The sequence below is a fragment of the Reichenbachiella agariperforans genome, assembly GCF_900142205.1.
Lineage (GTDB): Bacteria > Bacteroidota > Bacteroidia > Cytophagales > Cyclobacteriaceae > Reichenbachiella > Reichenbachiella agariperforans.
This window is the reverse complement of record NZ_FRAA01000002.1, coordinates 311,538-324,177: the sequence shown is the minus strand read 5'-3', so window position 1 is coordinate 324,177 and position 12,640 is coordinate 311,538. Positions and strand designations below refer to the sequence as shown.

Annotated in this window: 11 protein-coding genes and 1 tRNA gene; 6 read left to right on the top strand and 6 right to left on the bottom strand. The window is 41.8% G+C overall.

Annotation, left to right across the window (positions count from 1 at the left end; translation table 11 throughout):
• The 4 genes from BUB99_RS07805 to recQ all read right to left on the bottom strand — a co-directional run bounded on the left by BUB99_RS07805 (position 1) and on the right by recQ (position 5,399).
• The gene (locus BUB99_RS07805; protein WP_073121215.1) at positions 1-480 is read right to left on the bottom strand and encodes a gliding motility lipoprotein GldH; all 480 of its coding nucleotides are present in this window, start codon (positions 478-480) and stop codon (positions 1-3) included.
• Positions 477-1,766, bottom strand: a complete 1,290-nt coding sequence (locus BUB99_RS07800; protein ID WP_073121214.1) for a PSP1 domain-containing protein — start codon at positions 1,764-1,766, stop codon at positions 477-479. The genes BUB99_RS07805 and BUB99_RS07800 overlap by 4 nt, the downstream gene beginning before the upstream one ends.
• Positions 1,767-1,846: 80 nt before the next feature.
• Positions 1,847-3,130, bottom strand: a complete 1,284-nt coding sequence (gene purD, locus BUB99_RS07795; protein ID WP_073121213.1) for a phosphoribosylamine--glycine ligase — start codon at positions 3,128-3,130, stop codon at positions 1,847-1,849.
• An 85-nt stretch (positions 3,131-3,215) separates the two neighbouring features.
• A complete protein-coding gene (gene recQ / locus BUB99_RS07790; protein ID WP_073121212.1) occupies positions 3,216-5,399 on the bottom strand; it encodes a DNA helicase RecQ in 2,184 nt (727 codons plus the stop codon).
• A 183-nt stretch (positions 5,400-5,582) separates the two neighbouring features.
• On the opposite strand from recQ, the gene BUB99_RS07785 reads away from it, so the two are divergent.
• On the top strand, positions 5,583-6,659 hold the full coding sequence (locus tag BUB99_RS07785) for a mannose-1-phosphate guanylyltransferase (RefSeq protein ID WP_073121211.1): 1,077 nt from the start codon (positions 5,583-5,585) through the stop codon (positions 6,657-6,659).
• A 38-nt stretch (positions 6,660-6,697) separates the two neighbouring features.
• On the opposite strand, the gene rlmB is transcribed toward BUB99_RS07785, so the two are convergent.
• Positions 6,698-7,480 carry a 23S rRNA (guanosine(2251)-2'-O)-methyltransferase RlmB gene (rlmB, locus tag BUB99_RS07780; RefSeq protein WP_073121210.1) on the bottom strand — a complete coding sequence of 261 codons (783 nt, stop codon included), beginning with the start codon at positions 7,478-7,480 and terminating at the stop codon, positions 6,698-6,700.
• Positions 7,459-8,649: a GWxTD domain-containing protein gene (locus tag BUB99_RS07775; protein ID WP_073121209.1), complete on the bottom strand. Its 1,191-nt coding sequence runs from the start codon at positions 8,647-8,649 to the stop codon at positions 7,459-7,461. Before BUB99_RS07775 ends, rlmB begins: the two co-directional genes overlap by 22 nt.
• A gap of 57 nt (positions 8,650-8,706) precedes the next feature.
• On the opposite strand from BUB99_RS07775, the gene BUB99_RS07770 reads away from it, so the two are divergent.
• The 5 genes from BUB99_RS07770 to BUB99_RS07750 all read left to right on the top strand — a co-directional run bounded on the left by BUB99_RS07770 (position 8,707) and on the right by BUB99_RS07750 (position 12,597).
• Positions 8,707-9,480: a class I SAM-dependent methyltransferase gene (locus BUB99_RS07770; protein ID WP_073121208.1), complete on the top strand. Its 774-nt coding sequence runs from the start codon at positions 8,707-8,709 to the stop codon at positions 9,478-9,480.
• A 142-nt stretch (positions 9,481-9,622) separates the two neighbouring features.
• Positions 9,623-9,697: transfer RNA gene (locus BUB99_RS07765), tRNA-Val, on the top strand.
• 412 nt (positions 9,698-10,109) lie between these two features.
• Positions 10,110-11,105: a WD40/YVTN/BNR-like repeat-containing protein gene (locus tag BUB99_RS07760; protein ID WP_073121207.1), complete on the top strand. Its 996-nt coding sequence runs from the start codon at positions 10,110-10,112 to the stop codon at positions 11,103-11,105.
• 3 nt (positions 11,106-11,108) lie between these two features.
• A complete protein-coding gene (locus tag BUB99_RS07755; RefSeq protein ID WP_073121206.1) occupies positions 11,109-11,558 on the top strand; it encodes a hypothetical protein in 450 nt (149 codons plus the stop codon).
• Positions 11,559-11,865: 307 nt separating this feature from the next.
• A complete protein-coding gene (locus BUB99_RS07750; RefSeq protein WP_170863755.1) occupies positions 11,866-12,597 on the top strand; it encodes a GIN domain-containing protein in 732 nt (243 codons plus the stop codon).
• Positions 12,598-12,640: the final 43 nt, after the last annotated feature.

Genomic DNA, 12,640 nt, shown 5'->3' with positions numbered 1-12,640 from the left:
TTAATCTTTGCTAGGCTTAACTTTGAGACCGAAGGACATGATACCTGGCAGTTCTTCCATGCGCATAAACTGCTTGATTTTAAAAGTGTGTTCACCTACTCTGTCAAATTTCAGCTCTTCGAATATTAAGATTTCTCTATCAAATAAATCACCAATACCTGTCCCAAGGGGCTTTCCTGTTTTCCTATCAAAGAGTATGAGTTCTTGGAGTTTCGTATCTAGTATCTCTGTGGTGGAGTCTTCTAGATAGTAAGTGACGTACAAATTGTAAAAGGGGTAGTCTACGGCGTACCGAACGTTATAGGAGAGGTCATAAGTACTCGTTGTATCGATGACATCAAAGGTAAAAGCAGCCAAAGAATCGACGTGCCAAACGCCTGCTGTGATATCATGATTCTGATCGATGACCATGTCATTAGAACAGGAATAAAAGGTTAGTGATGCTATGACACTAGCCAGAACTAGGAGATGTCTTCTCATGATTGATTTGAATTCTTATTATTGTTAGGCTTTTTTGGTCTGCGTTTTTTCTTACGATTTTGCGTTGGTTTAGCATCGTTGGAAGGAGTGGCCTTTTTCACGGGATCTGCACTCTTATTCTCCCCTCCTTGTTTGTTGGCTGGATTGAAATTCTTTTTGTTCTTGTTTCGGCGTTTCTTGTTCGAATTGGGCTTGTTTTTGCTTTTGAACTTTTTATCCATTTGCTCCAGATCACTATTGAGTGATTGAAACTCGGTAGATGGACCTCCCTTGGTGTCCTCTAGGAGTGTTTCAGGTATTTTTCCCTCCTCGTTTTGCTTTTGTATTTCTTTGACACGTTCAGTAGATAGTGCGATCCACGCATTGTCATTTTTGTAGCCAAACCACATTATCTTTCTAAAGATGTCTGTTTTTTGAAGTCTTGCTTCCCCTTTTTCAGTGACTAGTCCTTTTTCCACTTTTGGGATATGTTCTAGCGCCTCCATGTAAGTCTCTAGCTCGTAGTTGAGACAGCATTTGAGTCGGCCACACTGGCCAGATAACTTGCTAGGGTTCAAGGAGAGGTTTTGGTACCGAGCCGCTGAGGTCGACACACTTTTGAACTCGGATAGCCAAGTAGAGCAGCATAATTCGCGACCGCAAGAACCTATCCCGCCAAGGCGGCTAGCTTCTTGTCGCAGACTAATTTGACGCATTTCGACACGGATTTTAAATTCCGCAGCGAGTTGTTTGATCAGCTCTCTAAAATCCACTCGTTCGTCAGCTGAGTAATAAAATGTAGCTTTGGAGTTGTCTGCTTGATATTCTATATCTGTGAGTTTCATCTTCAGCTTGAGCTGATCGATGATTTCTCTTGTTCTAAACAACGTTGGGTTCTCTCGCTTCTTAACGGATTCAAACTTCTCTAAATCCTTGTCAGTTGCGATGCGATAGATACTACGAATTTCGTCATCGTTTTTGACCTTTTTCTTTTGCATCTGTAGACGCACCAGTTCTCCTTGTAGAGACACATAGCCGACGTGGTGTCCATTAGGTACATCTACTACGACAGCATCTCCGGGATAGAGTTCAAGATCATTTACATTGCGAAGAAATTCTTTCCTTCCGTTTTTGAATCGAATTTCAGCTATATCAAAAGTGTCAGTGACGGGTTGATCCATGTTCGACAACCAGTCAAATACGTTCATCTTATTACATCCACCACTACTGCACCCACCATTGCTTTGACAGCCTTTGACTTGGCCATCCGCCGCTGTGAGTACTCCGCACGAACTACATCCTGACATATAATTTTGTTTAGAAAGCCCTAAATATAATCAAGAATTACTACGATATAGAGAGGAAAAGATATTGATCATAGGGGATGTTATGATTTGTAATTGAGCAGGTCTTGGCCGATATCTTTTCGGTAGGTCATTCCTTCCCAAGTGATCTTTTTGAGATTGGCATAAGATAGGTCTAGTGCTCCCTGTATCGAACTGGCCAATGCCGTAGAGGCTAGAACACGACCGCCGTTGGTGACGATGGTTTGGCCGTCCTGCTTAGTACCCGCATGAAAGACAATACCTTCGGATACTTCCTCAAAACCTGTCATTGGTAATCCTTTCGGGTAAGAACCAGGGTAACCTGCAGATACCGCTACTACTGTCGTAGCAGTTTCTGGACCGACTTCTATGGTTTCGGATTTTAAATCCTTTTTAGCTGCTGCGATGAGGTGTTGTAGTAGGTCTGATTTGATACGAGGAAGAACTACTTCTGTTTCTGGATCCCCCATTCTTACGTTATATTCGATTACGCTTGGCTCGCTGTCCTTATTCATGAGGCCGATAAAAATAAACCCTACGTAATCAATGTTGTCTTTTTCAAGTCCTTTGACGGTCGGAATGATAACTTTCTCTTCGACGTTTTTCATAAACGCCGCATCAGCGAATGGTACGGGAGACACGGCACCCATTCCGCCTGTGTTAGGACCTGTATCTCCCTCTCCTATTCTTTTGTAATCTTTGGCTTCTGGCAGGATAAGGTAATCTTTACCATCTGTGAGAACAAAAACAGAAAGTTCGATTCCGTGGAGGTATTCTTCGATCAGGACTTTGCTACTTGCATCTCCGAATTTGCCCGCGAGCATTTCGTCGAGCGTGTCTTCAGCTTCTTGAATGTCTTCTGTGATAATCACCCCTTTGCCAGCTGCGAGACCGTCAGCTTTGAGAACATAAGGGGCTTCTACTTGCTTGAGAAAAGCTTTTCCTTCTGCAATATTGTCTTTGGTGATTGTTTTAGAACCAGCAGTCGGGACTCCGTGACGTTGCATGAAATCTTTAGAGAAATCCTTACTGCCCTCTAGTCTCGCGCCCGTTTCGTCTGGACCTACGAGTAAAATGTCTTTGAGTGTGTCTGTACTTGCAAAATAGTTTCGAATTCCTTTGACCAATGGCTCTTCAGGGCCTACAATCACTAGTTCGATATTGTTATCAAGAACTGCTTGTCCGATCTGTTCAAAATCATTGACCCCCAAATCTAAATTTGTGGCGATATCTGCTGTTCCAGCATTGCCAGGTGCGGCATATACGGTATCACAAAGTGCGCTTTGCTTGATTTTCCAAATAAGGGTATGCTCTCTCCCTCCAGATCCTATGACAAGTACATTCATTTTCAATTTCGCTTTGTTTTACGACGAGCAAAATTAACGGAAATAACTTATCAGTCGTCACCTATAGGTAATAATACCCAAAGAATTAGTTGGCGTATTCGGACATGAATTTGATCCTCATCAATCTGACTTCTTCGAGTGAATACCCGTCATATTCTAATTCATCCATTGCTACATCGAGATCATCTGTTTCGGCGGTTAGAAAATAGTCTAGTAGATCGTCTTGTCTATCCTCGTCAATGAACGAATCAATATAGTAGTCTAAATTTAGTTTAGTACCTGAAAAACAAATATGCTCGATTTCATCAATGATGGCGTCAAAGGTCATGCTTTTCATTTCAGCAATTTCTTCTAAGTCAACTTTTCTGTCTATTTGTTGTATCAGAAATATTTTGATCTTGGACTTATTGATCGCCGATTTGATAACTACATCAGATGCAGTAGTAAGGTCGTTTTCTTTGATGTATTGGCTGATTAGATCAATGAAGGGCTTCCCAAACTTCATGACCTTGCCCATCCCTACCCCATTGACTTGAGCTAAATCTTCGTTATTGGTAGGATAGCTAGTCGCCATTTCTTCTAAAGAGGGATCCTGAAAGATAACATACGGAGGAAGACTTTTTTGCTTTGCGACCTTTTTTCTAAGGTTCTTTAATAATTCGAATAACTCTTCGTCATGAGCCTTTTCTACGGGAGGTTTTTCTGCCTCTAGCTCTTCGCTGATATAGTCATGGTCTTTGGATAGCTCTACAGAGTACGGTTTTTTCAGGAAGTCTCTACCCTTTTGGGTGACCTTTAGTACGCCCAAATTTTCTATGTCTTTGGACAAAAATTCGTTGAGGAGCGTTTGTCTTACCACGGATCTCCAAAACACTTCCGTGTCTTGATTTCCTATGCCGTATACGTCGAGTTTATTGTGCTCATAGCTTTTGACGTACTGACTCTCTATTCCTCTAGCTACGTTGACTAAATGTTTAATTCCAAAGCGCTCTTCGGTTTTGATCGCGATATCAATCGTGTGACGGATATACTCCTTTCCTTCGAATATTTCCTTAGGATGTGCACAGTTGTCACACATGCCATTTTCTGAGCAATCTGTGTCTGTGTACTCTTGCCCAAAATAATGGAGCAGTTGGCGTCTTCGGCATACTGAAGATTCAGCATAGGACGACATTTCCTCTAAAAGCAACTTGGCGTTTTCACGCTCAGTGACGGGCTTGTCTTTGTTGAATTTCTCTAGTTTGATGATATCATCTAGACTGTAAAACATGACGCACTTGCCTTCTAGACCATCACGCCCTGCACGCCCTGTCTCTTGATAGTAGCCTTCTAGGGATTTAGGCGTGTCATAGTGAATCACAAAACGGACGTCAGGTTTGTCGATCCCCATCCCAAAGGCTATCGTTGCGACGATTACATCTACATCCTCGTTGAGGAAGTCGTCTTGGTTTTTCATCCTGACAGAGGAGTCTAATCCTGCATGATAAGGAGCTGCTTTGACATCATTCACCTTGAGTAGTTCCGCAATCTCCGTTACTTTTTTTCTGCTTAGGCAGTAGATGACACCAGATTTCCCTTTGTGTTCTCTGACAAAGCGAATCAGCTGTTTGTTGACGTCTACTTTGGGTCTGATTTCATAGTAAAGATTCTGGCGGTTGAATGAAGACTTGAAAACGTCAGCATCTTCCATCTGCAGGTTTTTCTGGATGTCCAGCTGTACTTTGGGTGTGGCAGTCGCGGTTAGCGCAATAATCGGAATCGAACCGAGTTGTTCTACAATGGATTTGATACGCCGGTATTCGGGACGGAAATCATGCCCCCATTCGGAGATACAATGCGCTTCATCAATAGCGACAAAGGAGATTTTTGCCTCACTCAAAAAGGCTACATTGTCTTCCTTAGTTAAAGATTCTGGAGCTACATATAAAAGTTTGACTTCCCCCGCTAGCACTTCTTTTTTGACTCTTTTGATCTCAGTCTTATTGAGTGTCGAGTTGAGAAACTGTGCGTTGACACCAAAAGCGTTAAGCTGATCTACTTGATTTTTCATCAGAGCGATCAGGGGAGAGATCACAATCGCTGTCCCGTCTTGTATGATTGCTGGCAACTGATAGCAAAGGGATTTGCCTGCACCAGTAGGCATCAGTACAAAAGTATTTTTACCAGACATGATATTTTGTATGATATCAGCCTGATTGCCCCGAAAATTACTGAACCCGAAGGTTTTCTTCAGTTGTTCACGGAGTTGGTCGACCTGTTTTACAACCATTTTCTCAAATTTTTGTGTGATACATAAGTTAGCTAAATTCAGACTAATTAGGAACAAGCAGCTTGCTTATGTATTCCAATTGATATATTAAATCTATTTCTTTAAATGCCACGAATTAAGTTGACTTTCTCCTTCCTCTATGCAACCGATGTATATATTTGCACGAAAGAAAACGAATAAGTCATGGACTCAAACGTACATATAGTAATAATGGCAGGTGGGGTTGGAAGTAGATTTTGGCCCTACAGTAGAAACGCCAAACCCAAACAGTTTATTGATGTATTGGGTGTCGGAAAGTCACTACTACAGTTGACCTATGAAAGATTCCTTTCGGTCTCCAACAAAGATAATGTAATAGTAGTTACAAACCATGACTATGCAGGCTTAGTAAAAGAGCAACTTCCCGACCTTTCGGATCATCAGATTCTTTGTGAGCCAAGTAGAAGAAATACAGCGCCTTGTATCGCTTATGCAGCGTATAAAATTCATGCTAAAGACCCCAATGCTATAATGGTCGTGACGCCTGCGGATCATGTGGTTTTTCAGTATGAAAAGTTTGCTAATGTCGCACAACAGGCTATTGATGCTGCGAATGGCACGGATAAGATCGTGACTATTGGCATCAAGCCTACGAGACCCGAAACTGGATATGGTTATATCCAATACATGGAGAAAGAAAAAGGTGTCGTGAAAAAAGTAAAGACGTTTACTGAAAAGCCAGAATTGGAATTGGCCAAGACATTTTTAGAAAGCGGTGACTTTGTATGGAATGCAGGAATATTTGTATGGTCTACAAAAGCCATTACCAATGCTTTTAAAGAATTTTTGCCTGATATAGCTGAGTCATTTGCTGAGGGGGAGGATTTATATTATACAAATGAAGAACAGGTTTTTATTGATAAAATCTACCCCGCTTGCGAAAGCATATCAATTGACTATGGTATACTCGAAAAATCACCTAATGTTCACGTGATTGAGGGTGACTTTGACTGGTCAGATTTAGGCTCGTGGGATTCTCTACATGATCTACGTGACAAAGATGATGACCAAAATGTGGTAGATGGTGACGCGCTTATGTTCGATTGTAAAAATAGTATTGTCAAAGTAGAATCGAACCGGGTAGTAATACTGGATGATCTAGATGGGTATCTCGTTGGTGATTTTAAGGATGTGCTTATTGTCTGTAAGAAGGATAATGAAGCAAAATTTAGAGACTATGTCGCTAAAGTAAAATTAGAACGAGGAGAAAAGTACATATAAAAAGAAAGCCTGTCACCTTAGATGACAGGCTTTCTTTTTTAGCTTCTTTGGCGCATACTTTCGTAGAGGATGATACCTGCTGCGACGGAGACGTTGAGTGACTGAATACTTCCCAGTATTGGAATCTTTAATTTGTGATCTGCTACCGCCAATAACTCATCAGAGACACCGTCTTCTTCGGATCCCATAATAATAGCTGTAGGAATACTCAAATCCGCGCTATAGACGATCTCATCAGACTTTTCGGTACATGCAATGACCTGAAAACCACTGTCTTTTAGGTATTTGACGGATTCTGTTAGCCGAGGTTCTTTTGCTATGGATAGATAGTTGAGTGCTCCTGCTGAGGTTTTTACTGCATCACTATTGATCATGGCAGCACCGTTGGTAGGGATGACTACTCCGTTGACCCCTACACACTCTGCAGTACGACAGATCGCTCCGAAATTCCGAATATCCGTGATTCGATCAAGTATGAGTATGAGTGGAGCAAAGCCGTTTTCGTAACTAGTTGCTACGATGTTGTGTAAGGGTACAAAATCGATGGGTGAAACGAAGGCTACTACCCCTTGATGATTTTTTTTGGTGAAGCGGTCTAGCTTTTCGGAAGGTACGCGAGAAACACTGAGCATGGCTCCTCCATTGCGTAATGTCTCGGTGAGTTCTTTGGTGAGCTCATTGTCGAGACCTTTTTGGAGAAAAATCTTATCTATTGTTTTGCCTGATTTGATCGTTTCTATGACTGCACGTGTACCAAATACCATGTTGTCGTAAGTGACCGATTTAGGTTTTTTATAGTTTATATATTTCCTTGTCTCCATTTTTTTATTTCGCTAAACCATATTCCTGAGTAGCTCTTTTCTCGTTCGAGTACGTAGTGGAACTGGGTGAACAAATTGATTTGTTTGACAAAAGTAAACTTAATCTCCCCCTCGTAGCGTGAATACTTCCATATTTCTTTGTCCTCCTCTCGTTCTACGCGCTCTGGTGGCCCGAAGATGAGGTAGATCATCCCTCTATCCATTTTCCAGCCTTCTTTGTAGGAGGTGAATAGCTCGTTGGCATCTTGAACGTTCCTGTAGAAAGCCTTGATCGTACCTGCGGCCATATTCTTGGCGGGAATGATTTTTAACCAAAAATCTTCAAAGGCCGCTTTTGGGTCTTCTGCCTCTAACATGGTTTGATACTCTTCACTTGTGCTGATGTAAACCAATGGAGCAATGACTTCTTCTATTTGGGTGAGTTTGGGGTAGCTGCTTGACTGGCTCATGCACATGGTGCCGGTGTTGGTAGTCGTGTCTGTTTGGATAAAATAGAGGGATTTGATGGTGTCAAGCTTAAAGGCGTTTTGTGGTATCGCCGACTTCTGAATATCCAAGATCTGGTTGGTTGTATCGAAGTTGGAGGTGACCATAGGAGGCAGTGCGTGCTTGAAAGGCGTAGTGTATTGGTACAGGTAGTAGGTCTGGTCAACAACACCTAAAGATGATAGGTGCACGCTGTCCCCAAGGTAGAAGAGCGGGCCAATCGCCGAGTCCTCTAGTCTCATACAAGAGAATGTAGCCAACGGAAAGGCCAGAGACTCATTGACCGCTATGTCATAGTAATAGGTAGTGTTCTGGTAGTTAAATTGAATGACAAGATAGTTGTGTTCGTTTGGGACGGAAAACCGAAACTCAAAATGTTCTCCAGGAACTAATCTTTTAGTGTTTTGGTAACTAGGCGTCACTTTTTGATCCTTGGAGGACGAGAATTTTTCTTGTGATAGCAGCGTCAGATTTTCGATTTGATCCGTAGATGAGTAGCGAGTATAGTCAATCGACAATAGCAATCTGTATGTTGTATCTGACTGAGAAAGACTGTAGTTCAGTCGTACCCCATTCTTCTTGTAGTTTTGGCTAAAATCTAGCTTGGATAGATCTATGGATTTGACTTGAAAGCATAGGCAGTATAGACATAGAGTGATCAGGAGAGTTTTGTTCCACGGCATGTTCTAAATATAGATTATTTTCGGGTTTTGAGATCATTAATACTTTAGTTTTGCTACATGTCGACATTTACAACTGAAATCGCTTCTGATAAAATCGTCTCAGACAACCCCATACACCAACGGTTGCTAAAGGCCTATTATGAAGCTAAACCATTCGTCTCTGGCAAGGTTCTCGAGCCTGGCTGTGGTGAGGGTAGAGGTATAGAATTGCTGTCCCCAGTGGCAGAGGAGTATCTGGCATTAGACAAGATTCAGGAAGTGATCGATGCGCTCAAGGAAAAACACACGGGTGTGGAATTTCGCCAAGCAGTTTTCCCTCCTTTTGATGGTATTCCTACAGATAGTTTTGATGTAGTTATCAGTTTTCAAGTGATAGAGCATATCCAGAACGATAAGCTTTTTCTCGAAGAGATTCACCGTGTCCTCAAACCAGGAGGAACGGCTATCATTACAACTCCTAATATCAAAATGTCTCTATCACGAAACCCTTGGCACATCCGTGAATACACGAGCAGCGAATTAAAAGCACTAGCTCAAGGAATCTTTTCCAAAGTAGAGATGAAAGGGATCGCGGGCAATGAAAAAGTAATGACCTACCACGAGCAGAACAGAACTTCTGTCAATAAAATTATGCGCTTCGATATTTTCAACCTACAGCACAAGTTGCCTGCTCCTATATTGAGGATTCCCTATGAAATACTGAACCGACTCAACCGGAATAAACTCCAAGATCAAGACGCAGGTTTGGTAGCGGAGATTCATCATGATGATTTTTATCTAGCTGATGAGTCTGACCAAAACCTAGATTTATTTTGTATCTTGACTAAGTGAGTTATTACAATCAGTTGGAACCAGAAAGTGAGCGTAAGAATAAGTTTTGGGGACTTATTCTATTAATTATTATTTTGGGGCTGCCATATTTGTTATTCAAATTGTTTGGGTGATATTTGCGCCTCGGTTAACGAAACTAAATGGGGTATTAGCTCAGCTGGTTTAGAGCGCTGCCTTGACAGGGCAGAGGTCACTGGTTCGAATCCAGTATGTCCCACTCCATTCCCTTACCGTTTCGATTTTTTTCAACGGTATAGACTCGATATAAATCTTATCAATACTGACTGCTGTTTTTGTTCAAAAGCCTTTGTCTAGTATGTCGTTTTGCACTCATTAAATAAATTTGCTCTGTATGGCGGATCACTCTGTAAAGTTGGGGGGGTAAACTCGGTAGACAGATTCGATATTTTTTATTCCAGTCATTCAAATTAAGCTCAAGGCTTATAAGAGATGGTTATTCACGAAAAACAATAATGAATTTCGAACAATGAATCTTGAATCACGAAGTAATCCTAGATCTCTCCCCAGAAATACCGATTGACCCTGTATGGCAGGGGATTTATAACCTTCAGTGCATATAGATGCGTTTGCTTGTATAATTATCTCATACATTCCATGTAATTTGTAGTATGAAACAACTCCTGCTTTTATTCTCGTTTGCTGCCACTATTGCCCACGCGCAGATAGATGTCAATACTGAGGCGTCTTTGCGTGGTATATCTGTTTACGATCAGAAGATTATATGGGTGAGCGGCAGCCATGGAGCGCTTGCGAAAACAGAAGATGGGGGAATAACATGGGCGACTGTGAAAATCCCAGGCACAGATTCATTAGACTTCAGAGACGTAGAAGTACTTAGCCCTACAGAAGTCGTCGTGATGAGCGCAGGTCTAGGGAACAAGTCCAATGTCTACCGAACGATAGACGCGGGAGTTACGTGGAAGTCCGTGTTTGCCAACAACTATCCTGAAGGATTTTTTAACGGGATTTCTTTTTCTGACTCAAAAACGGGTGTCTTGACGGGAGATCCTATAGCGAATAAACTTTTTGTACTCAAGACTAAAAATGGAGGTGCATCTTGGAAGCGTGTCAACCCTAACAAACTACCCATGATGGCAGAAAATGAAGCAGGAGGATTTGCAGCAAGTGGCAGTCATCTTTACTTAGGGGATAATTTTTTTATGAATGGGACAGGGGGGCGTATGGCTCGCATATTGAAAGCCAACAGTTCTTTTTCTGTATGGAGTGCTATATATGTCCCGTTTATTCAAGGAGAATCCAGTCAGGGGATATTTTCTCTGGACTTTTGTGATGAGAAACATGGCGTGGCTGTTGGTGGGGATTACACCAAAGAAAACCAAGGTAGTGATAATGTAATGATTACTGAAGATGGTGGGGAGTCATGGGTTCCTGCAGATAATTTTCCAGTTTACCAGTCATCTGTTCGTTTTGTGAGTTGTGATCAAGTCGTATCGACGGGTCCTGGAGGAACCTACGTGTCTAATGATGGAGGTTATACTTGGCAAAAGACCACTTACGAAGGATACCATACTTTAGATGTCGCTCCAGATGGTAGTATTTGGGCAGCAGGAAGTGGAGGTAGAGTGATGAAGATAATTTTGTAACCAGTGACAAAGAAAGAAAAGGTCTACAAAGCTTGCGAGGCAGTTTTAGTAGAGAAGATATATATCGCCAAGTCTGGTATGGAGGCTGCACAGGCCTCTGCGAATAATGAGACCAAGTCATCGGCTGGTGACAAATATGAGACGGGTCGAGCCATGAGTCAAAACGAGCGCGATATGTACGCCAAAAAACTAACAGAACTCGTGCATCAGCAGAAAATGCTCAAGGGGATCAATCCCAAAAAGATATCTGACAAGGTAGAGTCGGGAGCACTGTTGCGTACCGAGAAGGGAAAGTTCTTTATATCAATCAGTTTGGGTCAAATCAAGGTTGGCTCAGAGTTCGTGATGGCCATATCACCGCTATCTCCTATTGCCCAGTTGATTTTGGGAAAGATAAAGGGAGATGATTTCTCATGGATGAACCAAACGCAAACGATTTTGGAAATCGAATAAAAAAATAACGGCACCATAGTTATGGTACCGTCAGCAGCATTTATTCGAGAAAAATTATCTTTAATCAAGAGCTAGTCTAGGTTGATCTAGGTGTTGTCTGATTACAATTCAAAGATGCACATCTCTCTCGCTGTATTCAATACCTATATTCAGGTATATTGTCATTTACCCCGCTCTATTTAGCATATATCGTGTTTTTGAAAAGGGCATATGGGTCATTTTTTTCTGTTTTGATTGGAGAGTTTAGAAATGGCACACTTATTGGCTAATCCATTCTTACATTTTGAATAGAGAAAAAATGAAGGATATGAATAGTAAGCATAAAAAAATCTGGCAGCTAGGGTTGCTCGCAGTAGTGATCATGTTTGCGTCTTGTGATGATGCCACGATTAGCCCATCTTCGACGGTCACTACGGAGGAGATAGCGATTGAGGATTTTAGTAGTATCAGCGTATCGGATGCATTCGATGTAGAAGTGTTTTACTCGGATGAGCAATATGTCTTGATTGAATCCAATGAAAATCTTCATGAATTTATAGAAGCGTACCAAAAAGAAGGAGAATTGGTTATAGGTGTAGAAGGAGGGATTGATATCAGTGGTAGAACCATCTTGAAAGCTCGGGTATATACCAATAACCCAATAGGGTACATTTCTGTAAGGGGAGCGTCAAGACTGACGGCCACTGATGTGATATACAAAGAGGATGTGACGTTTGATTTGACGGGGGCGAGTTTTTTGAGAACCCAAATTGCTACAGAGAACATCATTGCGAATATACAAGGCGCATCTAATCTGGAACTTAGAGGTAGTGCCACTTCGATTCAATTAGAGATCGGAGGGTCTAGTAGAATGCAAGACGCAGACATGGAGGTCAGTATGGCAGATGTCAAACTCTCTGGGGCGAGTAGTGCCGAAATAGTAATCACAGATGAGATTCGACTAAACGCTAGTGGGGCAAGCGTGCTACGTTACGCAGGAGATGCTCGTATCAAAACAATAGATTTGACGAGTGGATCAACAATAGAAAAGATCAATTAAGAGATTAATGATGAATAAAAAAAGGTGGTGAGGACATGTCCTC

Excerpts from the sequence above, each read along its gene's own strand:
- BUB99_RS07775 (WP_073121209.1), bottom strand. The coding sequence starts at position 8,649 with ATGCCGTGGAACAAAACTCTCCTGATCACTCTATGTCTATACTGCCTA.
- BUB99_RS07770 (WP_073121208.1), top strand. The coding sequence starts at position 8,707 with ATGTCGACATTTACAACTGAAATCGCTTCTGATAAAATCGTCTCAGAC.
- purD (WP_073121213.1), bottom strand. The coding sequence starts at position 3,130 with ATGAATGTACTTGTCATAGGATCTGGAGGGAGAGAGCATACCCTTATT.
- rlmB (WP_073121210.1), bottom strand. The coding sequence starts at position 7,480 with ATGGAGACAAGGAAATATATAAACTATAAAAAACCTAAATCGGTCACT.
- recQ (WP_073121212.1), bottom strand. The coding sequence starts at position 5,399 with ATGGTTGTAAAACAGGTCGACCAACTCCGTGAACAACTGAAGAAAACC.
- BUB99_RS07800 (WP_073121214.1), bottom strand. The coding sequence starts at position 1,766 with ATGTCAGGATGTAGTTCGTGCGGAGTACTCACAGCGGCGGATGGCCAA.
- BUB99_RS07805 (WP_073121215.1), bottom strand. The coding sequence starts at position 480 with ATGAGAAGACATCTCCTAGTTCTGGCTAGTGTCATAGCATCACTAACC.
- BUB99_RS07785 (WP_073121211.1), top strand. The coding sequence starts at position 5,583 with ATGGACTCAAACGTACATATAGTAATAATGGCAGGTGGGGTTGGAAGT.
- BUB99_RS07750 (WP_170863755.1), top strand. The coding sequence starts at position 11,866 with ATGAATAGTAAGCATAAAAAAATCTGGCAGCTAGGGTTGCTCGCAGTA.
- BUB99_RS07760 (WP_073121207.1), top strand. The coding sequence starts at position 10,110 with ATGAAACAACTCCTGCTTTTATTCTCGTTTGCTGCCACTATTGCCCAC.